This is a genomic window from Winogradskyella epiphytica (assembly GCF_003217215.1).
Classification (GTDB): Bacteria; Bacteroidota; Bacteroidia; order Flavobacteriales; family Flavobacteriaceae; genus Winogradskyella; species Winogradskyella epiphytica.
This window is the reverse complement of sequence record NZ_QJTD01000004.1, coordinates 1-23,938: the sequence shown is the minus strand read 5'-3', so window position 1 is coordinate 23,938 and position 23,938 is coordinate 1. Positions and strand designations below refer to the sequence as shown.

Annotated in this window: 24 protein-coding genes; 12 read left to right on the top strand and 12 right to left on the bottom strand. The window is 33.0% G+C overall.

All coding sequences use genetic code 11. From position 1 onward, the window contains the following. Positions 1-114: 114 nt before the first annotated feature. Entirely contained in the window at positions 115-978 is an 864-nt protein-coding gene (locus DFQ11_RS10250; RefSeq protein WP_110475799.1) for a sigma-70 family RNA polymerase sigma factor, read from the top strand. 219 nt (positions 979-1,197) lie between these two features. Further along, positions 1,198-1,392, top strand: a complete 195-nt coding sequence (gene rpsU / locus DFQ11_RS10245; RefSeq protein WP_110475798.1) for a 30S ribosomal protein S21 — start codon at positions 1,198-1,200, stop codon at positions 1,390-1,392. 93 nt (positions 1,393-1,485) lie between these two features. Here rpsU and DFQ11_RS10240 read toward each other — a convergent pair whose 3' ends face one another. Together DFQ11_RS10240 and DFQ11_RS10235 are read right to left on the bottom strand one after the other, a co-directional pair. After that, the gene (locus DFQ11_RS10240) at positions 1,486-1,713 is read right to left on the bottom strand and encodes a hypothetical protein (protein ID WP_110475797.1); all 228 of its coding nucleotides are present in this window, start codon (positions 1,711-1,713) and stop codon (positions 1,486-1,488) included. Between the two features lie 72 nt (positions 1,714-1,785). Next, positions 1,786-2,577: a DUF2797 domain-containing protein gene (locus DFQ11_RS10235; RefSeq protein ID WP_110475796.1), complete on the bottom strand. Its 792-nt coding sequence runs from the start codon at positions 2,575-2,577 to the stop codon at positions 1,786-1,788. A gap of 53 nt (positions 2,578-2,630) precedes the next feature. Here DFQ11_RS10235 and DFQ11_RS10230 point away from each other — a divergent pair, with 53 nt between their 5' ends. Further along, positions 2,631-4,148, top strand: coding sequence for a GH3 auxin-responsive promoter family protein (locus tag DFQ11_RS10230; protein ID WP_110475795.1), 1,518 nt, complete (start codon positions 2,631-2,633; stop codon positions 4,146-4,148). A 293-nt stretch (positions 4,149-4,441) separates the two neighbouring features. Here DFQ11_RS10230 and clpX read toward each other — a convergent pair whose 3' ends face one another. The 6 genes from clpX to DFQ11_RS10200 form a co-directional block, all read right to left on the bottom strand. Next, positions 4,442-5,671, bottom strand: coding sequence for an ATP-dependent Clp protease ATP-binding subunit ClpX (gene clpX, locus DFQ11_RS10225; RefSeq protein WP_110475794.1), 1,230 nt, complete (start codon positions 5,669-5,671; stop codon positions 4,442-4,444). A gap of 95 nt (positions 5,672-5,766) precedes the next feature. Next, a complete protein-coding gene (gene clpP / locus DFQ11_RS10220; RefSeq protein WP_110475793.1) occupies positions 5,767-6,441 on the bottom strand; it encodes an ATP-dependent Clp endopeptidase proteolytic subunit ClpP in 675 nt (224 codons plus the stop codon). Between the two features lie 153 nt (positions 6,442-6,594). Then, positions 6,595-7,917: a trigger factor gene (gene tig, locus DFQ11_RS10215; protein ID WP_110475792.1), complete on the bottom strand. Its 1,323-nt coding sequence runs from the start codon at positions 7,915-7,917 to the stop codon at positions 6,595-6,597. A gap of 82 nt (positions 7,918-7,999) precedes the next feature. Further along, positions 8,000-8,344, bottom strand: a complete 345-nt coding sequence (locus tag DFQ11_RS10210) for a phage holin family protein (protein ID WP_110475791.1) — start codon at positions 8,342-8,344, stop codon at positions 8,000-8,002. A 23-nt stretch (positions 8,345-8,367) separates the two neighbouring features. Beyond that, entirely contained in the window at positions 8,368-9,132 is a 765-nt protein-coding gene (locus tag DFQ11_RS10205; RefSeq protein ID WP_110475790.1) for an alpha/beta fold hydrolase, read from the bottom strand. Positions 9,133-9,164: 32 nt separating this feature from the next. Further along, positions 9,165-9,878: a pyridoxine 5'-phosphate synthase gene (locus tag DFQ11_RS10200; RefSeq protein WP_110475789.1), complete on the bottom strand. Its 714-nt coding sequence runs from the start codon at positions 9,876-9,878 to the stop codon at positions 9,165-9,167. Between the two features lie 188 nt (positions 9,879-10,066). Here DFQ11_RS10200 and DFQ11_RS10195 point away from each other — a divergent pair, with 188 nt between their 5' ends. The 9 genes from DFQ11_RS10195 to DFQ11_RS10155 all read left to right on the top strand — a co-directional run bounded on the left by DFQ11_RS10195 (position 10,067) and on the right by DFQ11_RS10155 (position 18,728). Further along, positions 10,067-10,723 carry a CBS domain-containing protein gene (locus tag DFQ11_RS10195; protein ID WP_110475788.1) on the top strand — a complete coding sequence of 219 codons (657 nt, stop codon included), beginning with the start codon at positions 10,067-10,069 and terminating at the stop codon, positions 10,721-10,723. Further along, positions 10,723-11,604, top strand: coding sequence for an NAD kinase (locus DFQ11_RS10190; RefSeq protein WP_110475787.1), 882 nt, complete (start codon positions 10,723-10,725; stop codon positions 11,602-11,604). The genes DFQ11_RS10195 and DFQ11_RS10190 overlap by 1 nt, the downstream gene beginning before the upstream one ends. A gap of 110 nt (positions 11,605-11,714) precedes the next feature. Continuing rightward, positions 11,715-12,404: a type IX secretion system protein PorG gene (gene porG / locus DFQ11_RS10185; protein ID WP_110475786.1), complete on the top strand. Its 690-nt coding sequence runs from the start codon at positions 11,715-11,717 to the stop codon at positions 12,402-12,404. Beyond that, positions 12,405-13,145, top strand: coding sequence for an isoprenyl transferase (locus DFQ11_RS10180; RefSeq protein ID WP_110475785.1), 741 nt, complete (start codon positions 12,405-12,407; stop codon positions 13,143-13,145). Beyond that, complete coding sequence (bamA, locus tag DFQ11_RS10175; RefSeq protein WP_110475784.1) at positions 13,117-15,696, top strand: outer membrane protein assembly factor BamA; 2,580 nt, start codon at positions 13,117-13,119, stop codon at positions 15,694-15,696. Before DFQ11_RS10180 ends, bamA begins: the two co-directional genes overlap by 29 nt. Before the next feature lie 156 nt (positions 15,697-15,852). After that, positions 15,853-16,980: an OmpH family outer membrane protein gene (locus DFQ11_RS10170; RefSeq protein WP_110475783.1), complete on the top strand. Its 1,128-nt coding sequence runs from the start codon at positions 15,853-15,855 to the stop codon at positions 16,978-16,980. 32 nt (positions 16,981-17,012) lie between these two features. Then, positions 17,013-17,513, top strand: a complete 501-nt coding sequence (locus DFQ11_RS10165; protein ID WP_110475782.1) for an OmpH family outer membrane protein — start codon at positions 17,013-17,015, stop codon at positions 17,511-17,513. Between the two features lie 67 nt (positions 17,514-17,580). Beyond that, the gene (murI, locus tag DFQ11_RS10160) at positions 17,581-18,360 is read left to right on the top strand and encodes a glutamate racemase (RefSeq protein ID WP_110475781.1); all 780 of its coding nucleotides are present in this window, start codon (positions 17,581-17,583) and stop codon (positions 18,358-18,360) included. 20 nt (positions 18,361-18,380) lie between these two features. After that, on the top strand, positions 18,381-18,728 hold the full coding sequence (locus DFQ11_RS10155; RefSeq protein ID WP_110475780.1) for a GTPase: 348 nt from the start codon (positions 18,381-18,383) through the stop codon (positions 18,726-18,728). Between the two features lie 6 nt (positions 18,729-18,734). On the opposite strand, the gene DFQ11_RS10150 is transcribed toward DFQ11_RS10155, so the two are convergent. From DFQ11_RS10150 to DFQ11_RS10135, 4 genes are all read right to left on the bottom strand, one after another. Further along, positions 18,735-19,250 carry a gamma carbonic anhydrase family protein gene (locus tag DFQ11_RS10150; RefSeq protein WP_110475779.1) on the bottom strand — a complete coding sequence of 172 codons (516 nt, stop codon included), beginning with the start codon at positions 19,248-19,250 and terminating at the stop codon, positions 18,735-18,737. A 40-nt stretch (positions 19,251-19,290) separates the two neighbouring features. After that, on the bottom strand, positions 19,291-20,025 hold the full coding sequence (locus DFQ11_RS10145; protein WP_110475778.1) for a LytR/AlgR family response regulator transcription factor: 735 nt from the start codon (positions 20,023-20,025) through the stop codon (positions 19,291-19,293). A gap of 226 nt (positions 20,026-20,251) precedes the next feature. After that, a complete protein-coding gene (locus tag DFQ11_RS10140; protein ID WP_229791279.1) occupies positions 20,252-22,294 on the bottom strand; it encodes a tetratricopeptide repeat-containing sensor histidine kinase in 2,043 nt (680 codons plus the stop codon). A 531-nt stretch (positions 22,295-22,825) separates the two neighbouring features. Next, on the bottom strand, positions 22,826-23,836 hold the full coding sequence (locus DFQ11_RS10135) for a PorP/SprF family type IX secretion system membrane protein (protein ID WP_110475776.1): 1,011 nt from the start codon (positions 23,834-23,836) through the stop codon (positions 22,826-22,828). Between the last annotated feature and the right edge of the window lie 102 nt (positions 23,837-23,938).

Below are 23,938 nucleotides of genomic sequence, written 5' to 3'. Positions count from 1 at the left end.
GGCGCAAACGTTAAATATAGTTAATAAATCTTAATTTCTATTAATAATTAACCTTTTTCTTGCTTTTATGGATTATTAAGTTATATTGAAGGTTCACTAAATTTTAAAGGATACATGAGGCAATTAAAAATCACCAAGCAGGTTACTAATAGAGAAGACAAATCTTTAGATAAGTATTTACAAGATATTAGTAAGATTCCATTAATTACGGCAGATGAAGAAGTGGAATTAGCACAGCGCATCAGAAAAGGTGATCAGGCGGCACTAGATAAGTTAACAACGGCCAACTTAAGATTTGTTGTTTCAGTTGCTAAGCAGTATCAAAATCAAGGATTAAAACTTCCTGACTTAATTAATGAAGGTAACGCTGGTTTAGTCAAAGCTGCAAAACGTTTTGATGAAACTAGAGGTTTTAAATTCATTTCATACGCGGTATGGTGGATTAGACAAGCTATTTTACAAGCTTTAGCAGAGCAGTCGCGTATAGTTCGTTTACCTTTAAATAAGATTGGTACTATTAATAAAATTAATAAAGCCTTTTCTCATTTAGAACAAATTAACCAGAGACCTCCAAATGCTGAAGAGATTGCTCGCGAGCTTGACATTAGTGTTCGTGAGGTAAAACAGTCTATGAAGAATTCTGGTCGTCATCTATCCATGGATGCACCATTAAAGGACGGAGAGACATTTAGTTTGTACGATGTGGTAAGTTCTGGAGAGTCACCGAGACCTGATGGCGAGTTAATGAGAGAATCATTAAACACAGAAGTTGAGCGTGCTCTTGAAACTTTAACTCAAAAGGAAAGCGACGTTATTCGTTTGAATTTTGGTATTGGCGATCAGCCACCAATGACTCTTGAAGAAATTGGAAGCATTTACGATTTAACTCGTGAACGTGTAAGACAGATTAGAGAGAAAGGGATTAGGCGATTAAGACACGCTAGTAAGAGTAAGATTTTAAAAACTTATTTAGGTTAAAAAATCTATTTTAGAACGCTTAATTATTGTAAGTTAAATTTTCACCTTAAGCCTATTACTTTTAAGGTTTTATGTTAAAATTTAATAACCAAAAGAGCCACTAAAGTTAATGACCAAAAAATAAATGTTTAAAACTTTCATATTATTTTTTATTTTCAAATAGTTAGCATATATTTGCCGACCATTTGCAAGAATTAGATAACAAAAATATATCGATACATGATTAAAATCGAAATCAAAGAAGGAGAGAATATAGAACGTGCACTTAAGCGTTATAAGCGTAAACACAGAAATGTACAGATTATGCAAAACCTTAGAGAGTCTCGTTATTTCACGAAGCCGTCTGTTAAGAACAGAAGACAACTTCAAAAAGCTCAATACATTCAGAGTTTAAGAGACGCTGAAGATATATAGATATTTTTTTATATAAAATATATAAAAGAGTAGCACTTGTGCTGCTCTTTTTTTATGTTCTCTACTCTATTGGTAGAATGGGAAAGATTGTATTTAGTACATAAAAGTATCCATAGGATGATCCTCGTAAAAATCATCAAAGGTTTTAGTGGTAGTGTATTTATCATGTAGAATTTTATAGACCATAAACACCACAGCAATCTGCCCGATAACGGTTAGATAAAACACCCATGGAAACGCAAAGTTTACAGCACTCATAATAGTTACTGCTAGCAGTAGTACAGTTGTTATGGTTACAAGAAGAAAGGCTGACGGTTTCATAAGATAAGCTTTGCCTTAAATTAATACATTTTCTACAAAGAAGAAAGTGTTTTAACAGAAGCTTACCCTATTCTAAACTTGTAATTCAACAACAGCACCTTCGTTAGATCTCACATTAAAAACGGTATTATCTTCAAAAATGAGGTATTGCCCTTTAATACCAACTAACTTTCCAGAGTAATGAGGTGTTTTAGTTAAATTTAAACTTTTCAGTTTTTCTGGATATTTTTCCACAGGAAAATGTAAATGTGTCTCTTTATTATTTTCTATAAAATAAGGTAGTGCTTCTTCTGGAATATACTTCTTTAAGCTTTGCTTCCACTCAAGCAAATCTTCATCTTTTATTTCATTCTTAAGCATTGTGCGCCAATTCGTTTTATCAGCGACATGGTCTTTTAAGGCGACTTCGGTAATACCAGCTAAATAACGGTTAGGAACCTCAACAATTTCAAGAGCCTCATGCGCGCCCTGATCAATCCAACGTGTTGGCACCTGACTTTTCCTCGTAACACCAACTTTAACGTTACTGGAGTTAGCTAAATACACAATATGAGGTTGTAACTGTACTTTCTTTTCGTATTCTAAATCACGATCTTCTTTACCTAAATGTGCTGTACTTAATTCCGGACGCATAATCCAATCTCCAGCCAATGGCTTTTCAAAAAAACAAGTTTTACAAAAGCCTTGTCGAAAAATCGGACGATCTAACCCACAACTTAAACATTGGTAACCAACACGCTTAATATCAATGGATTTATTCAACAATTGATTGATATGAATAAAATCATTTTCAAAGACCAGATAATATTGAATGGGTTCTAAAAATTCGGTTTGCATTTTAGTGAGGACTCCAGTGTAAACCATAAAAGAAATTTAGTATTTTTAGCGTTAATTAATAGTGTAAAGATAGCCAATCCATGCCAATTCCAATTGTAAATTCTATTGCTTCTTGGTTTTTGAAAAAGCGGTTCCATCAAATTGAACTCTTTATAAAATACCCTAACGAAGTACAGAATGAGTTACTCTTCAACCTTTTGAAACTTGCAAAAGACACGGAGATAGGTAGGACATATGATTTTACATCCATCAATAGTTATAGAGAGTTTAACAATAGAGTTCCCATTGTTAATTACGAAGATTTTCAACCTTTAATAGAACGTGCACGTAATGGCGAACAAAATATATTTTGGCCTAAACCTATAAAATGGTTTGCCAAATCTAGTGGAACCACCAATGCTAAAAGTAAATTTATTCCAGTAAGTTACGAATCTCTAGAAGATTGCCACTATGCTGCAAGTAAGGATTTGCTATGTATGTATCTTAACAATAATGAGAACGCTCAGTTGTTTACAGGTAAAAGTTTACGGTTAGGCGGAAGTAAAGAGTTATATAAAGAAAACGGAACCGTATTTGGTGATTTAAGCGCCATACTCATTGATAATATGCCTTTTTGGGCGGAATATAGTAGTACGCCTAGCAACAAAGTATCTTTAATGAGCGACTGGGAAACCAAGATGCAAGCCATTGTAGACGAAACCATTCAGGAAAATGTGACTAGCCTAGCGGGAGTTCCGTCATGGATGTTAGTTCTCTTAAATAATGTAATAGACACCACTGGCAAGGGTAATATCTTTGACATCTGGCCCAACCTAGAAGTTTACTTTCATGGAGGTGTAAGTTTCAATCCCTATCAGGAACAATATCGTGCTATTTTACCTTCAGATAAATTCAGGTATTATGAGATATACAATGCTTCTGAAGGCTTTTTCGCTATCCAAGACCAGAATAATTCTAGTGATTTATTACTAATGCTTGACTATGGGATTTTCTATGAATTTATTCCCATGGATACCTATGGGACAACTGAGCAAACCGTAATTCCATTAAGCGAGGTTCAGCTCAACACCAATTATGCGGTTGTTATAACTACAAATGCTGGATTATGGCGTTATAAAATTGGTGACACTATAAAGTTTGTAAGCCTAAGTCCACATAGAATAAAGGTCACAGGTAGAACAAAACATCATATCAATGTTTTTGGAGAAGAGTTAATTATCGATAATGCAGAAGAGGCTTTAAAAAGTGTTTGTAAAACGACCTCTGCCGAAATCGTCGATTATACGGCAGCGCCAATTTTTATGGAAGGCAAAGAAAAAGGCGCTCACGAGTGGATTATAGAATTTAAAAAGCAACCTGAAAACATGGCGCACTTTGAAGAGTTATTCGATAATGCTTTAAAATCTCTTAATTCGGATTACGAGGCCAAGCGTTTTAATAATATGACTTTAAATAAACCGACTATTCATAAGGCAAAACCAAACTTATTCTACGAGTGGCTAAAAGAAAATGATAAACTTGGTGGTCAGCATAAAGTTCCTCGATTATCGAATTCTAGAGTCTACCTTGAAGAACTTTTAAAAATGAATCATCGCTAAGTTTTTTAACACCTTTTATGAACAATACTTTTAAACATTAAAAAACGCATTAAACATCAACAGAACGATATTTATGGAGATTTCAGCCAAAAATTAAATTAAAAATGGCTTCGCATAAACTTAAGTATTTATATTAGCAAAGAACAAAATTAAATAGTTCTTATCCCTCCCTTGAATTATAAAATATATTGCGTGCAATATTATTTAAATTAATCCCTAATAACTAAGTACAAAAAAAACCACAATTTCAAAATTCGAAATTGTGGTTTTTCATTACTATATAATTTGAGAGCTTAGGACACCGCTTTCAACTTTTTTAAAGTCGTTTTAGATAAACGATCTTCCGCATATTCTTTTGTAACGTTTAACTTCGTTTCGTCTGAACTCGGTAAGTCGAACATGGCTTCGGTTAAAATCTCTTCACATAGCGATCTTAAACCACGAGCTCCAAGTTTATATTCAATAGCCTTTTCAACGATATAGTCTAAAGCACCATCTGTTATTGTAAGCTCAACATCATCCATTTCAAACAACTTTTTATATTGTTTGATAATTGCGTTTTTAGGTTCCGTCAATATGGCTCTTAGTGTTTTTGCATCTAATGGGTCCATATGAGTCAATACTGGTAAACGACCAATAATTTCTGGGATTAACCCGAAGTCTTTTAAATCTTTTGGTATTATGTACTGTAAAATATTGTCTTTATCAATAGCATCGGTATTCATAGAACTATAACCAATAGCCTGCATATTTAATCGTTTAGTGATAACGCGTTCGATACCATCAAAAGCACCACCTGCAATAAACAAGATATTTTCAGTATTAACTTCTATAAATTTTTGATCTGGATGTTTACGACCACCTTTTGGCGGCACATTTACAACAGTTCCTTCAAGGAGCTTTAACAAAGCTTGCTGCACGCCTTCTCCCGATACATCTCTAGTTATAGATGGATTATCACTCTTACGAGCAATCTTATCAATTTCATCAATAAAAACGATACCACGTTCAGCTTTTTCTAAATTGTAATCGGCAGCTTGTAATAAACGTGTCAAAATGCTTTCTACATCTTCACCTACATAACCAGCTTCTGTTAAAACAGTAGCATCTACAATAGCCAAAGGCACATTAAGCATTTTCGCAATTGTCTTAGCCATTAATGTTTTACCAGTACCTGTTTGACCAACCATAATGATATTACTCTTTTGAATTTCAATATCATCATCTGTAGCTGGTTGTAATAAACGTTTATAATGATTATAAACCGCAACAGACATTACACGTTTTGTATAATCCTGTCCTATAATATATTCATCCAAAAACCCTTTAATTTCTTTAGGTTTTTTAAGCATTAATTCAGCACTCAAATCTGAGTTTCCTAATTGTTTCGATTCTTCAACTACAATTCCGTGAGCTTGCTCTATACAACGATCACAAATATGTGCATCTAAACCTGCTATAAGCAAGTTAGTTTCTGGCTTTTTCCTACCACAAAATGAACATTCTAATTCTTCTTTTGCCATTTTAAATTCTTTTTTAATTCCTAAAACTTCCTATTCACGAATAGGAAGTTTGGAACTATTTTTCACTTAAACTAATTAGTCGAAAATAATTGGGATTACTTTCGTTCTAATACCTCGTCAATCATTCCGTATTCTAAGGCTTCACTAGATCTCATCCAATAATCTCTATCCGAATCTTTCTCTACCTCATCATAAGATTTTCCAGAATGATTAGCGATAATTGTATATAATTCTTCTTTCACCTTAATAGTTTCACGTACTGCAATTTCCATGTCTGATACTTGACCTTGAGTACCACTCATTGGTTGATGAATCATAACACGAGAATGCTTTAAAGCTGAGCGCTTTCCTTTTTCACCTGCACATAACAATACAGCAGCCATTGATGCTGCAATACCTGTACAAATTGTTGCTACATCTGGTTTTACAAATTGCATAGTATCGTAAATACCTAGACCGGCATAAACGCTACCTCCTGGTGAATTGATATATATTTGAATGTCTTTAGAAGAATCCGTACTTTGTAAAAACAATAACTGAGCTTGAATAATATTCGCTACTTGATCGTTCACACCTGTTCCTAAAAATATGATACGATCCATCATTAAACGTGAAAACACATCCATGGCTACCGCATTCATTTGTCGCTCTTCAATAATATTAGGCGTTAAATTAGTTGGATACATACTTGTGATAATCTTATCATAGTAGTTACTATTAATGCCTTGATCTTTTATCGCGAATTTTTCAAATTCTTTTCCGTAATTCATATATGTCTAAATTCTTTTAATTAATATGTTGTTTTATAGAACCATTGGTCTCACATGATGTAAAAATAATTTTCAACGAAAAAAGCTACATCAAAAAAAAGCGCAAAACCAATCAGTTTTACGCCTTAAAGATACTAATATTTTTAGAGACTATTAACTATAAAACTCTTTAACGAAATCATCATAAGTGATTTCTTTCGTCTTTATGTTTGCTTCCTCTTTATATAATTTTAATAATTTCTGACTCATTAATTGTTCAGAGATACGCTTAACTTCATCTTGATTAGATAAAATACGTGCTGCGATATCTTCTAGTTCTTTTTCAGAAGGGTTCATTTGACCAAACTGTGCCATCTGAGTTTTAATCATATCCATTGAGAATGACTTTAACTCTTCAAACTGAACCTGAAGCTTATGCTCTTGAATTAACTTACCTTCTATAAGTTGGTAACGCATGCTTTTTTCAGACTTTTCATATTCTTCTTTAGCTTGCTCTTCAGTCATTTCTTCTTCACCTGCTGTTTGCATCCACTTTTGTAAAAATGCTGCTGGTAAATCAAACTTCGTATTTTCAACTAAGTACTCAGTTACATCATTCAATAACTTTTGATCACCTTGTTGTGCAAATTGCTTTTCTGAATCTTCTTTGATTTTATCTTTCAACTCTGTTACAGAAGTTACAACTCCTTTACCAAATAACTTATCGAACAGCTCTTGATCTAAATCTGCTAATTCACGTTCGTTGATTTCAGTAATTTCAAATTTCACTTCAATATCTAAACCATGAGCATCATCATGAGATACTTTTAAAAAGTTCATTAAATCGTGATCGTCGCTAAACAATCCTTTTGTCTTTAATGTGATAACATCTCCAACTTTCGCTCCGATAAATTTCTTAGGATTTGTTTTCCCTTTCAATTTATCTAAAGTAATCATTGTTGAGTTATTAATCTCCTTCTCCTCGTTAGTAAACGTACCTGTAATTTCTGAAGATTCTGTTACTTCATTTTGAGATACGATTTTACCATATTGTTTTTGAATATGCTCAACTTGCTCGTTGATCATTTTATCATCAGCTACAATATTGTAATGAGTTATTGCTTTTTTACTTTTTAGATTCACATCGAATTCTGGCGCTAAACCTAATTCAAATTCAAACGTAAATGCTTCTGCATCCCAATCTAAATCGTCTTGTGCTTTTGGCAACGGGTTACCTAAAACATCTAGTTTTTCTTCAACTAAATACTTACTAAGAGCATCTTGTAATAATTTGTTTACCTCATCTACCAATACAGCTTTACCATATTGCTTTTTTACCATTCCCATTGGTACGTGACCTTTTCTAAAACCAGGAATGTTAGCAGACTTACGGTAATCTGTTAAGATTTTCTCTACTTTATCGCTATAATCTTCTTTCGCGATATCCACTTTTACAACGGCATTTAATGCGTCGATATTTTCTCTTGTAATGTTCATTTTTATTGAAACTAAAATTGGGCTGCAAAAATACAATATTTTTTGCAACCCAACAATATTTTAATAGTTTGGCTCTATACTATTATTTATCGTCTTTAATGAACGATTGTAATAGCGACTGTAAAATAGATAAGAGTACACTAAACAGTAGTGCTATCCAAAAGTTATCTACGGAAAATCCATCTACTAACTTATCTGCTAGTAAAATAATTAAGGCATTAATTACAAGTAAGAAAAGCCCTAAAGTGAACACCGTTATTGGTAATGTAAGTAGTACTAAAAAAGGCTTGACTAATAAATTTAAAAGCGCTAAAACAACTGCGACTATAATAGCCCCAACATAGCCATCTACATGTACACCATTTAAAATATGCGCCAATACAAATACTGCTAAAGCGTTGAGTAAAAGTCTAATGATTAGATTCATTTTTTATGTTTTTTGAGTTGCCTCTAAGATACGAAATTAACTACAGCATCATAAAAATCTTTAGGATTTTCAGCATGCAACCAATGACCTGCCTTCGAAATAGTTATAATTTTAGAATTTGGAAAATGACGATTGATTATAGCTTCATCCGATTCGCCAATATATTCTGATCGGTCTCCACGCAAAAACAAAGTGTCTTTGTTAAAAGTAGCGTGCGTAGGAAGCGCCTCTCCTACTTCAGATACATTATTTTTTAAAACTTCTAAATTCATTCGCAATCCCAATTGCCCTTTTTCAACCCAATAAAGATTCTTAAGTAAAAACATGCGAACACCTGCTTCAGACACGTATTTACTCAAAGCCTCGTCTGCTTCCGTTCTGCTTTCAATTTGAGAAAAATCTAAACTACTCAATCCTTCTAGAATAGCATCGTGATGTACTGGGTAATAACGTGGTGAAATATCGGCTACAATCAGTTTATTAACCAAATCAGGATATTTAGAAGCTAATAACATAGCTGTTTTCCCTCCCATAGAATGACCTAACAAAACAATATCATTGAGATTATGATCTTCACAATATTGTTTTACATCATCGGCCATTGCGTCATAATTAAATTCTTCCGAATGAAAACTACGACCATGATTTCGTTGATCTACAAGGTGAACTTCGAAATTAGATTCAGAAAACTGTCTGGCTAAAGTTTTCCAATTATCTCCCATTCCCAAAAATCCGTGTAAAATTACAAACGGCTTTCCTTCTCCTATTATATTTGAATGTAAATTCATTTTAAAATTCTTTTTATCACTACCTATTAAAATTATTTCAACCCTTCCAAATACCTTCCAATAACAGTCTCTACACCTAAATATAAACTTTCTGCAATTAAAGCATGGCCAATTGAAACCTCAAGTAAACCAGGAATATTTTCCTTAAAGAATTTAATATTATCTAAAGACAAATCATGACCTGCATTAATCCCTAAATTAATAGAGTTCGCCAATTCAGCACAACTGACATAAGGATCAATTCCATTCTTATTTCCTAAATGATATTGATGTGCATAGGCTTCAGTATATAATTCAATACGATCCGTTCCTGTTTCCTTTGCTCCTTCTATTTGATGTAAATCGGGATCTACGAAAATAGAGGTTCTGATTCCGTTGTTTTTAAACTCCTGAATGACTTCAACTAAAAAATCCTTATGTTTCAACGTATCCCAACCAGCATTAGAAGTTAAGGCATCTACAGAGTCAGGCACTAAAGTTACTTGGGTTGGTTTAATCTTTAAAACCATATCCATAAACTTTGGAATTGGATTTCCTTCGATATTATACTCTGTATACACCTCTGCTTTTAAATCATAAGCATCTTGATATCTAATATGTCTTTCATCTGGTCTCGGATGAATAGTCACCCCTTCTGCTCCAAATCGTTGAACATCTTTAGCAAATTGAACTACATTTGGTACGTCTCCTCCTCGGCTATTTCTTAAGGTGGCAATCTTATTTATGTTAACACTTAATTTAGTCATCTTTATAAAATTTGAATTACAAAAATACAGAACTCCACTTTACTTTTTAATTTAATACTGAAAGATTCAATTTAACCTCTCAAGGCAGATTAAGGCTTATAAATACAAACCGATCATAAGTTCTATATCAAATTGCAGCCATTTTATGCTAATTTTTGATTAATTTGCGACATATTAATTGCAATTAAATGGATCTACAAAATTATATAATTAACGATGTAAAACCGGTAAGTATAACAGGTAAAGTGAGTGATTTAAAATTACTTTTTAACCAGTTAACCTATTCACATATTCCTATTGAGAAAGACGGTGTTTATATGGGATGTATTTCTGAAACAGATGCCCATTGCTTTGAAGGTGCAAAAATTATAAATGATTGTGATTACGCTATTGAAGGTTTCTACGTTAGGCCAACTACCATTTGGTTAGATGTCCTTGAAGCTTTTGCTCATAATGATTCTAATATAATGCCTGTATTAGATGAGAACAACAAATATCTTGGCTACTACGAATTAAATGATATTATTCACCTTTTTAATGAAACACCATTCTTTTCAGAACCGGGTGGGATTTTAGTGGTCGAAAAAGGTATCCACGATTATTCTTTCAGCGAAATTAGTCAGATTGTAGAATCTAATGATGCGCGACTTTTAGGAGCATTCGTATCTAAAATGGATGGCGATTTAATTAGAATTACTTTAAAAATTAACAATACTAGTTTAAACGAAATTATTCAAACGTTTAGACGCTATAGTTATAATATTATATCTGGACACGAAGATGATTCTTATTTAGAAAGCCTGAAAGAGCGATCTCAGTATCTTGCTAAATACTTAAATATATAATGAGGAAAGTAGCAATTTACGGTCAGAATTATATAAAAGAAACGACTCAAAAAGCGGTTGAAAAATTAGTAGAGGTTCTCATTGAGAAACAAGCCGACATTTATATTCATAGAGAATTCTTAGATACGCAATTCACTCAGGTTAAAACCAACTCCAAAGTAGATACTTTTACTAGCTTAGATTCTAGTTTTGATTTATTAATAAGTGTAGGCGGAGACGGAACTATTTTAAGAGCCACCTCTTATGTTGGCGATTTGGGGATTCCCGTTGTGGGCATTAACACAGGTCGTTTGGGTTTTTTAGCTACGATTCAAATAACCGATATTCATAGAGCATTAACTGAGATTTTTAATGGAAAATGTAAGATCTCTGAGCGATCACTGTTGAGCGTTACTACAACGCCAATGCACAATGACCTTCTTGAAACGAACTTTGCTTTAAATGAAATAGCTATAAGTAGAAAAAACACCACATCGATGATTACTGTAGAAACACATCTGAATGGTGAATTTTTAACTTCATATTGGGCCGATGGACTTATTCTTTCCACTCCAACCGGATCTACCGGGTACTCATTAAGCTGTGGTGGTCCTGTCATTGCCCCTGATGCAAAGAATTTTGCTTTAACACCAATCGCTCCACATAATCTAAGTGCACGTCCTTTAATTATTCCAGATAGCACCACCGTAACATTAAAAGTTAGTGGTAGAGAAGAACAATTTTTAATGTCATTAGACTCTAGAATTGTCACTTTATCCAACTCAACTACCGTAACGATTAAAAAGGCCGGATTCGTCATAAAGATGGTTGAATTGCTTGACGAAACCTTTTTAGCTACTCTTCGAAAAAAATTATTATGGGGCGAAGATCGTCGTAACTAAAGGCTTGTAACACAATAAATATCTTCAAATGAAGTTTATCTGTAAGACAATCTGTGTCAAATTATTTCACACAAATCTTAATTGTTATATTTGCAAACTTTAAAAAATTTATGAAGTATATTTTCGCGATTCTATTTAGTGCTTTATTAGCCAATAACCTTGATGCTCAAATCTATGAGATAGGTGTATTTGCCGGTGGAAGTAATTTTATTGGCGATGTAGGTGCAACTAAATATATTTCGCCTAATCAATTAGCAATAGGTGGAATTGCGAAATGGAATCGCAGTCCAAGACACTCATACAGACTTTCGGTTATTTTTTCAGAATTAGAGGGAATTGACGCCAAATCTGATGACCCTAGAAGAAAGCAAAGAGATTATCAGTTTAATAATAGTATTTTAGAAATATCTTTAGGGATGGAGTTTACATTTTTTGATTTCGACCTTCACTCTTTAGATACAAAAGGAACACCTTATTTATATTCAGGTTTAACACTAACTAACTACGATAATTATTATTTTTCTGATGCTGGGGTATTTACTTCAGAAAACAAATTCAGTTGGGCTATGGGAATACCTATTGTATTAGGCTATAAAACCAGAATAGCCGATCAATTTATTTTAGCTGCAGAAGTTGGAGCTCGCTACACTTTCACGGATGAAATTGACGGTAGCGTACCTAGTTCGGAAGACACAGAACGATACAGTTTTGGAAACACCAATAATAACGATTGGTATATGTTTTCAGGAATAACATTAACTTACACCTTCGGTAGAAAACCTTGCTATTGCAATTTTTAAATGAGTCTAAAAAAACAAATTAATATAGATAAACTCCCTAACCACCTCGCCATTATAATGGATGGTAATGGTCGTTGGGCAAAACAACAAGGCTTACTTCGGGTCATAGGACATGAAAATGGTACAAAATCCGTAAGAGAAACCGTTGAAGCAAGTGCGGAGTTAGGTATAAAAAATCTAACACTTTATGCTTTTTCAACTGAAAATTGGAATAGGCCAAAAATAGAGGTTCAAACCTTAATGAAGCTTTTAGTTAAGTCTTTAAAGAAGGAAATAAAAACATTACAAGAAAATAACATAAAGCTTAATGCTATAGGATGTCTACATGACTTGCCTAAAAAAGCGCATCAAGAACTCTTAGATGTTATTGAAAAAACAAAGAATAACACTCAGATGACATTGACCTTAGCCCTTAGCTATGGTTCTCGAGAAGAAATAATTAGTGTTATTAAAGAATTATCAACTAAAGTTAAAAATAATATAATTTCTGCCGAAAGTATTGACGAATCAATTATAAATAAGCATCTTTACACGCAAAATTTACCTGACGTTGACCTACTTATTCGCACAAGTGGCGAACAACGGATTAGTAATTTTTTGCTTTGGCAAATAGCCTATGCAGAATTATATTTTACAGATATTTTATGGCCAGACTTCAAAAAAGAAGATCTGTACGAAGCTATCATAAATTATCAAAATAGAGAACGAAGATTTGGAAAAACAAGCGAACAACTCACCTAATTACGCAATATTGAATTCATTTATTAAACTTTTTTGTATTGCCATTGCCTTTACAATTTCATTTACCGGTAATGCTCAAGTTGAAGGTGGCGAAACTTACACCATAAAAGAAATTACCGTTACTGGTAACACTAACTTTAGTGCACAAACTATCATTGCCTATTCTAAACTTAGAAAGAACGAAGAGATTCAAGTGGGTGGTGAAAAAATTGCAAATGCCGTAAAAACCTTATGGAAATCAAATCTTTTCAGCAGTATTGATATTTATATTACAAATATTGAAGGTAATACAGCTGACTTAGAAATTAATCTTAGCGACCTACCTGAATTAAAAGACCTTACCATTGAAGGTGTTAAAAAAGGTAAGAAAGACGAGATTATTAGCGAAAACAAGTTGCAGTCTGGGCAGAAAGTAACTGAAAACCTGATTGCTACTACTAGAAATTATTTAACTAATAAGTATAAGAAAAAAGGCTTTTTAAATACGAAAGTTAGAATTAGTACTTCTAAGGTTATTGACTCAGTGGAAAAAGAACGAGTTAATATGCACTTAGTGATTGATAAAGGTGAAAAGGTTAAAATCAAAGATATCAACTTTGAAGGCAACGAAAAAATCGCCGATAAAAAGCTTCGTAAGGCAATGAGAAATACGAAGAGAAAGAGTTTAAACCCTTTACGAATATTAAAACGTTCAAAATATATAGAGGACGATTTCCGAACAGATTTAGTAAGCGTTGTTGATTATTATAAAGAAAACGGTTATAGAGATGCAAGGATTATTTCTGATTCTATTACATACTTAGATGACAAAACTATAAGTTTAGACATTAAAGTTGAGGAGGGTGAAAAATACACATTTGGCAAAATCTCATTCGTAGGTAACACTGTATATACAGATCGCCAATTATCTAACGTTCTTCAAATAAAAGAAGGCGATACTTATAACGGTGTAGAATTAAGAGAACGAATTGCAGATGATACGAATCCAGATGCAGACGACTTAACTAACTTATACCAAAACTTTGGTTATATGTTCTCAACTATCAACCCGGTTGAAGTTAGTGCTGAAGGAAATGTCATTGATATGGAAATTCGTATTTCTGAAGGTAAACCTGCTTACTTTAACAACGTAACTATAACAGGTAATGATGTAACGAATGACCATGTTATTTATAGAGAAATAAGAACGCGTCCAGGAGAACTCTATAGAAAAACTAATATTATTAGAACCATTAGAGAACTCGGTCAGTTAGGTTATTTTGATGCGCAACAAATCACTCCAAATATTTTAAACCCGAATCCGGTAGATGGAACACTAGACGTAGAGTATTCGGTTGTAGAGCAAGGTTCTAGTCAAATACAACTACAAGGTGGTTATGGTGGAGGTGGTTTTATTGGTACCTTAGGATTATCATTTAATAACTTCGCTATTAAAGATATCTTTAAAAAAGATGCATATAAGCCAGTACCTAGAGGTGATGGTCAAAGTTTAGCATTAAGACTTCAAGCCAGTCAATTTTTCCAAACTTATAGCTTTTCTTTCAGTGAGCCTTGGTTAGGTGGTAAGAAGCCATTCCAATTATCGACGTCATTATCACACTCTAGACAATTCTTATATAGCCCTCAAACAAGAAGAGCAGATAAAAGTAAGAGTTTTAATATTACAGGTTTAACCTTTGGTGTATCTACTAGATTAGCTAAGCCAGATGATTACTTCTTATTATCACAAGCTATTAGTTACCAACATTACGACCTTCAAAATTATAATACGGGCTTATTTACATTCGGAAACGGAACTTCGAATAACTTATCCTATACAATAGGTTTAAGTAGAAATAGCCTTACGGCAGACCCTATTTATCCTACAGGTGGATCTAGTTTTAATGTTTCTGCTAAATTATCATTTCCTTACTCATTAGTAAATGGTGTAGATTATAAAGCTTTAAAAGAGGAAAGAGAAAATTTAGACCCAACCGTACCTGCAGATTATGCAAGAATTGGCGAAATAGATCAAGAGCGTTTTAATTGGTTAGAATTCTATAAGATTAAATTTAAAGCCGACTGGTACCAAGCACTTACTAAAAAATTAGTTCTACGTCCAAGTTTAGAATTTGGTTTCTTAGGCGCTTATAATAACGATAGAGGTGTTATTCCTTTTGAACGTTTCTTCGTAGGTGGTGACGGTTTAGGTAACTTCTCATTAGACGGAAGAGAGGTTGTACAACTTCGTGGATATCCTAACCAATCTTTATCATCTCAAGATGGGGCATCTATCTACAATAAATTCTCATTAGAGTTACGATACCCAATTACATTAGGCGCGCAAGCTAAAATCTTCGCCTTAACATTTTTAGAAGCCGGTTCATCGGTTAATGACTTTAAAGATTTTGATCCATTCAAACTGAAGAGATCAGCAGGTTTTGGTTTAAGAATCTTTATGCCAGCATTTGGACTCCTTGGTATAGACTTTGGTCATGCATTTGACAACTTGCCAGATGGTACAGCTCCGAAAAAATGGGAAACTCACTTTATTATTGGTCAGCAATTTTAAGTTTGGCACGGTATTTTCTAATAGTAAATCAAGGATTTCATCGTGACCTTAAAATTTTTAAGAATATATTTCGTTAAATTTGAAGATTAGTAATACTAAAAAAAAGTACATTTAGTTTTACATCTAAAATGTCTCAGAATATAAAAACAAAAATCGATGAAATTTAAAGTTCTTATTTTATTAACAATACTAGGTCTAATAAGCTTTAGTGCAGAAGCACAACGAGGTGTTAGAATAGGTTATATAGATACGGAGTACATTTTACAAAATGTACCAGAGTATTCTGAAGCCTCTTCTCAATTAGATAAAAAGGTTCAGCAGTGGAAAACAGAAATTGAAACTAAACTGAATGCCATTGAACAAAAGAAAAAGGAACTTGAAAATGAACGTGTTCTTTTAACTAAAGAATTGTACGATGAGCGTTATGAAGATATTTCTTTTGAAGAAGCTGAAATTTTAGATTATCAACAAAAGCGTTTTGGACCAGAAGGCGATTTAATGATTCAGAAGCGTCAGTTAATCGAACCTATTCAAGATCAAATTTTTGCAGCAGTACAAGAAATTGCTGAAACTAAAAAATATGATTTCGTTTTTGATAAGTCGGCAGATGTTGTGATGTTATATTCAGCAGAACGCTATGATGTGAGCGAACAGGTTCTTAGAACAATTACAAGAACGTCGAAAAGAACTCAAGCCAAGAACAAACAAGAGCGAAAAGAATTAGAAGAGGAAGAGGTTGTTCCTGAAGTAAGAGGAGATAGAGACGAGCGCCAACAAGCTTTAGAAGATAGAAAAGCACAAAGAGAGGCTCAATTGGAAGCCAGACGTGCAGAGCGTGAAAAGGCTGCAGAGGAAAGAAGAAAAGCACAGCAAGAATTAAGAGATGCTAAAATCAAGGAAGCTGAAGAACGTAGACAAAATGCAATTGAAGCTAGAAATAAAGGTACTGAGTCTAATGAAGAGAAAAAAATAGAAACAGAAACTGTTAAAACTGATAGTACAAATGCACGACCAGCAACTGTTAAAAAGGATAGTTTAAAAGTTGAGAATACCGTTAAGAAAGATTCTACTAGTTCTGCAAAACCTAAAACAGCCGCAGAAATTGCAAGAGAAGAACGCTTGCAAAAACTGAAAGACAGAGAAGCTCGTCAAAAAGCTTTAGAGGACAGAAAGAAAAAAATTATAGAACAAAGAAAAAAAGCACGCGAAGAACGAGAAAAACAAATAGAAAAACTCGATTCTATCGCGAAGGCAAAAAAAGAAAAAGAAGGAAATAACAATTAATAATTTATAACACGTAATACAATTAAAAACAAATGAAACATTTAAAAACTTTATTATTTGCAACGGCACTTTTTATTGGAGCTACTAGTTTTACATCTGCACAAAGTAAAATTGCACATATAAATACTCAAGAGCTTATAAAATCTATGCCAGAGTACAAAGCAGCTGAAGCTGAGATGGAAAAGCTTGGAAAGACTTATGAAGCTCAAATCAAAGATTCATACAAAGAGTTTGAAACTAAAACTAAGCAATACGATGCTGAGGCAGCAACTAAGACTGACGAAGAGAACATGAAACGTATGCAAGAAGTTGAAGGTATGAAACAAAGTATTGCTCAGTACCAACAACAAGCTCAGAAGGATTTACAAGAAAAAGAATTTAACTTGTTAAAGCCAATTACTGAAAAAGCTAAAGCTGCTATTGAAAAAGTAGCCGCTGACCAAGGTATTGACTACGTATTAGAAGCAGCAGGCTTAATCGTAGCTAAAGGAAAAAACCTTATGCCAGACGTAAAAAAGCAATTAGGTTTATAAAATCTAATTCAGAAAATAAACAATTAGAAAGTCGCTTATTATTAAGCGACTTTTTATTTTTGTAGTAATGAGCAAGAGACCTATTGGCATATTCGATTCCGGTATTGGAGGTACTTCTATCTTCAAGGAAATTCATGCTCTTTTACCAAATGAAAGTTATATCTATCTTGCCGATAGTAAAAACGCACCCTATGGTAATAGACCAAAAGAAGATATCGTCAGGCTGAGCATTAAAAACACGGAATATCTCATCAATAAAGGATGTAAGCTTATCGTTGTTGCTTGTAATACGGCCACCACTAATGCTATTTCATATTTAAGAGCTCATTATGATATTCCTTTCATTGGAATTGAACCTGCTATCAAACCGGCTGCTCTAAACTCACAGACAAAGGCTATCGGAATTTTAGCAACTAAAGGGACTCTTAGCAGTCAGCTGTTTCATAAAACCACAGATTTATATTCTAATGGCGTTAAGATTGTAGAACAAGTGGGTGAAGGCATCGTTCCTCTCATTGAAACAGGGCAATTAGAATCTAAGGAAATGTATTCTCTGTTAGAAACCTATTTAGAGCCAATGATCCTTCAAAACATTGATCACTTAGTTTTAGGTTGTACACATTATCCATACCTGATTCCCCTACTCAACAAAATGTTACCTAAAGAAGTTAAGATTATTGATTCTGGTTTAGCTGTCGCCAAGCAAACACAATCGATTCTCAAGACTCATAACATCCTTAATAAATCAACAGCAAGGCCTACTGTTGAATTTTACTCAAATGGCGATATAGACGTATTAAAATCCATTTTAGATCATAATTTTTCCGTATCTTATTTAGACTTCTAGAAATAACACTTTAAATGATCATGAAATTATTATTTATTTATAATGCCAATTCAGGATCATTAAACGCATTATTAGACGCAAGTCATAAATTAATAAGCCCTTCGACTTATATATGTAGTTTGTGTGCTCTTACTCACGATGTTTTTTCGGAAAATATCATTTGGAAGAATTTCAGAACCGAAAGTCATTTAGACATGGAATTTTATCATAAAGATGAGTTTGAAAAGCTATTCCCTAGTATCAATTTAATTTATCCAACAGTTTTGAAATTAGAAGAGTCTCAAGTTACAACTATTTTAAGTCCAGATGTTTTAAATGAATTGTCAACTGTTGAAGAGTTAATTGATCGAATAAAACAGAGCATCTAATCTTTTTTATTCTTTAAACCAACTCGAATATTCTACGTAGTTATTAGCTATGCGATCTATTTCACCTGAAATTAATTCCTTACTAATATCCTTAACTTTTTTAGCAGGAATACCAGCATAAATACTACCAGACTCTACAATAGTATTCTTAGTAAGAACAGCTCCAGCAGCGATGATACTATTACTTTCAACAACACAGTCGTCCATAATTATACTGCCCATTCCAATTAGGACATTATCTTTTATAGTACAACCGTGTACTATTGCATTATGACCAATCGAAACATTATTTCCAATTGTTGTTGGCGACTTTAGATAGGTCGCATGAATGACTGCACCATCTTGAACGTTCACTTTATTTCCCATTTTTATATAGTGAACATCACCACGAACCACAGCATTGAACCAAATACTACATTCTTTACCCATAGTGACATCTCCAACTATAGTTGCATTTTCAGCAATAAAACAATCTTTTGGAATTTGTGGAGACTTTCCTTTTACTGGTTTAATTATTGGCATACTTTATATCTGATAATATCTCAGTTGAGATTTATGGTTATTAATTAAAATAAGATAGTAAATCTGATTTTTTAGAAGCTGAAACCATTATTTCCTTTCCATTACTTAAAATAACACTTCCACCTTTTCCTTTTACATATTTCACAATCTCATTCACATTTACTAAATAACTCTTATGAACTCTAGCAAAGTTAGCATCTTTCAAGCTTTCTTCAATATATTTTAATGTTTTACTAACTACCTTTTTCTTATTATTATTTAAATAGATTTCTGTGTAATTATCATCAGCTTTACAATACATAATATTGGATGTTTCTATAACTTCAAATCCATCCTGTTGTGGAATCGTAATTTTCCCATTAACTGAATTTGTTCGTGGCACTAAAACTTGATCCTGAAGCGCGTCCTCTTTCATTCTAATTTCAGTGACATAATCTACAGCCTTAATTAATTCGTCTATTGAAATGGGTTTCATTAAATAATAAGACGCATGGGCATTTAAAGCTTCAATCGCATAATTATTATAAGCAGTTACAAATATAGTTTCAAAATTAATATCGCCAACTTTGTCTAATAAATCGAAGGCATTTCCATATGGCATTTCAACATCCAAAAACACGACATCTAATTCATTATTCCTAATTAAGATTAGAGCTTCATCTACATAAGCTGCCTCACCTAAAATCGAAATATTAGGACAATATTTGCTCAGATAGTTTCTTAATATTAATCTACTATTTTCCTCGTCTTCTACTATTATGGCTCTTAATTTCATAATATTACCTGCGCAGGCAGCTATCTTTTTAATTAAATTTCTATTAAAATCTTCTTTATTCCTTGTATTTTAAAACCTTTAATCATCAACACCTAAAGGCTAAACTTTTTATCCCATTGGAAGAGTTTCTCTTTTTTTGATAATTAGACACCACTAAAATCCGCTCAAATGGACAGCACTCATAGCTGATTACTCAATTCTCAAAACTTCATTAATCTTGTTATTATTAATCTTTCTTTAAGGTTACCACTACTTTCGTTCCTGCATCTTCTAAATCCTGAAAATCACTTATGGAAACATCCACCTTATCTTTATACATTTCGTTCAAGATAGCTACTCGTTTCTTAATATTATTCATGCCCTTGGAGTTCTGCTTTTTTTGATGTTCGGTTTTTAAAGCTTTAGACCGCTCTCTTCCAATGCCATCATCCGTTATAGTTATCGTAATTTCGTCTTTAGATTTAGGTTGAATTTTTATATTTAAATGTCCTTTATCTTTTTTGTAACGTAAGCCGTGCCATACCGCATTTTCGATATAAGGTTGTAATAACATTGGTGGAATCTGAAATTCTTCAACATCTATAGATTCGTCAACATCAATCCCATAATCAAACTTATCTTGGAATCTAAAATGTTCCAATTTTGTGTATAAATTTAATAATTCAATTTCCTTCTTTAATGGAATAAAATCCTCTTCACTATTCTCTAATACGGCCCGCATTAACTGGGAAAAATCAGAAAGGTATTTATTAGCTGTTCTTTCGTCATTGGTAGCTATAAAACTATTCACCGAATTTAAAGCATTAAAAATAAAATGCGGATTCATTTGACTTCTTAAAGATTTTAAAGCCAATAGATTATTTGCAAAACGCTGCTGTTTGATATACTTAAACATCATGTATCCGGTAATAAGTAAAAGAACTAATCCTCCTATTAGGGAATATATTATGAGCTGCTGTCTTTTATTTCGCTCTTGGGTTAATTCATATTTACTTCTAGATAACGCGCGATCACTTTCTAAGGAGGTTATTCGATTTTGTTGTTCAGCAATGCTTTTACTAAATCGTGCGGCTCTGGAAATTTTTTGCAATCTGAGGGCGTAAACTTCATCTACAATATTCTTATAATCGTTATTTATTTCAATGCCTTTTTCCGTATTACCAGATCTAAAATGTGCTTCAGACAGCTTTCGAGTGGCATCTAATTTCACGTCTAGGTCATTCTTTTTATCGGCTTCTTCAATACTTTTTTCAAAATAAGGAATAGCACTTCCTATGTCATTCTTCAATAAATAGGCGGTTCCTATTTTATAGTTTTGTTTTTGTGAGGTAATTGGACTTTCATTTGCAATAACAGAGTCTATCTCAATATCTTTTATACCTTCTACAGCTTGTTTTCTTAGAACAATCTCACTCTCATAATCTTCGTTTACACTATTAAACTCAGCCACTTTAATTTGTTCCTCGACGGCTCTTTTTTTATTCTCCTTTTCGGCGAGGTTCAACGAATTACTAAAATAGTCTTTGGCTTTACTAATTTGACCTTGCTCACTATATACTTGTGCTAGTTTCGAGTTTAAATCTGTAACCTTAGGTGCTATTAGATGATTCTTAGCTACTTCTAAGCCATCTTCATAAGCCTTGATAGCCTTAGTATATTCCTTTATTTTTTTATAACTATCACCTATACCTTCAAACCATATTGATTTATTATAGTTTGACAAGACTTTTACATCTATATTTTTATACGTTTCAATGCTCTTTTTAAATTCATCATTGTGACTATAAGCCTTTGCCAACTTTAGTTTAGCCGATGATGTTTTAGAATTTTGAAGACTTGTTTTATAGGCTGAGATTGCTAAATCATATTGTTGCCAATAAACATAAATATCACCCAATAGTTCATGTGCTTCTGCACTCTGACTTGTACTTATATCTGCATTTAGAGCATCTCCAATGAATTTTATACTTTTCCGCGCATCTTTCCTTAGATAGACATCTGCAGAATCAATCATGTCGTTAAAACGCCGGTTGATCTTATTATCGCGAGTTTGAGTTTGATTTCTTCTATTACCAGTCGCTACTTCAATGGAGATTCTTTCATTACTTTTAATCGTATAATTAATAGTTTCAAACTCCTGATGTCGAATGACTAATTTATCTCCAACTTTTGCTTTGATAGTGAATTTCCCATCATGATTAGTGGTTGTGTAAACACCATTATTTAGCTCAATGGATACATTCTCAATTGGAGATCGAGAATCCTGCATATAAACCGATCCTCTAATCGAGAAAAGGTCGTCATTCTTATTTATTTCTCCTTTCGTATTTTGACTAAATATGAAGAAACTTATCAGGCAAAAAAGGAGTGTTGTATAATTTGTTTTAAAAGTTCTCACACACAAATTTAATTTATTGGAATAAACTTACACTCTTTATTTGGTTTCAAAAAGCGGTCTAACACTAATGGCTGACAAATTTTACTCTAAATAGCTTACTCTACTCAATGAATTGAAGAGTTCACTCAACCATAACCACATTTAACTCATTGTCGTTTTTTATAAATACTATTTAGACATAGCATTATATTATAATAATATAAGACCGAGAAAAGTAAAAAATGAAATGTAATCTGTCCATTTAAAGTGAGGACTATCTAAATAAATTATAGATTCTTTAAACAAATTTGAATAGATGCCAGGCTTCAGGCTTTAAAAAATCAAGCTCCGATTAAAGGTCTTAATGGGAATTGAATTCATATAAATAAAAAAGGCTCAAATTAATTTGAGCCTTTTTTATTATTAGTTTACTGCTGGACATTTACAATCGTAATGTTCTTTTCTACAATTAAAGTTAAATCCAAGAGTTAACTGATGAAACCCTCCAGTATTAAAATTAACTGTATTCGATTGATAAGAATAAGTATATGCAAACACAAAGTTGTTATAATCAATTCCTATGAATGGTGTTATATATTGTAGTTTTTGACTACGCACGCCGCCTCCATCAAGATACTCTGCGCCATCAAGACTACGTCTATAAGATAATCCACCCCAAAGCTTACCAAAGTCCATATCTCTATACACCTTAGCGTTAATATCTATTGACGACTCTTCAGTAGCATCTCTATACATATACATTATAGATGGCTCAAAACTCCAATCGCTTCCAAGTCTATTGAAAGTATAACCTGTAGATAATAGGTAGGTTCTTAAATTTTCAAATTCAAATCCTTGATCATTAAAATTGATTCCTTCATTCTTTAAAATATTCTTTGCCGTAAAATGAGCATAAAAATCTAAGAAGTGGTAAGAAAAACCAAAATCGATATTGAAGTTTGTTGCACTTTGCTCAATACCTGCAATCAATTGATCATATTCACCAGGAGCTAAGAAGTCAGTTTCATCCAATTTATATTGAAGAAAACCAGCACTAAGACCAAATGACAACATATTTAAATCAACTTCATTTCTTGAAAACATAAGGTGATAAGCAAATGTAGCATAACCTCCAACTGTGGAATGATAACCGTTAGAATCATTAAATACGACACCTCCAATTGCTACTGGAGAATCGCCAATACGGCTATTTACACTTAATGTTTGTAAACTCGGTGCATCATCAACACCAAACCATTGTTGCCTTGCTGTTAATCTAACCTTAGCACAATTAGCAACACCAGCCATGGAAGGGTGAATTAAATAATAATTATCCGTCAAATAATCCGAATAAGTGGGAATGCCTTCTTGCGCCAAACTAAAATTTGCCGCAAAAGCTATAAATGCTACTAAACAAAACTTTTTTAATTTCATAATTTATTATCGTTTCAAGGTAAAATGGGCTTTAAATTCTTTGCGTTCACCGGTTAGAGGTTCGTCGTATTCTACTGTAAACCAGTAATCACTCGTTGGCAT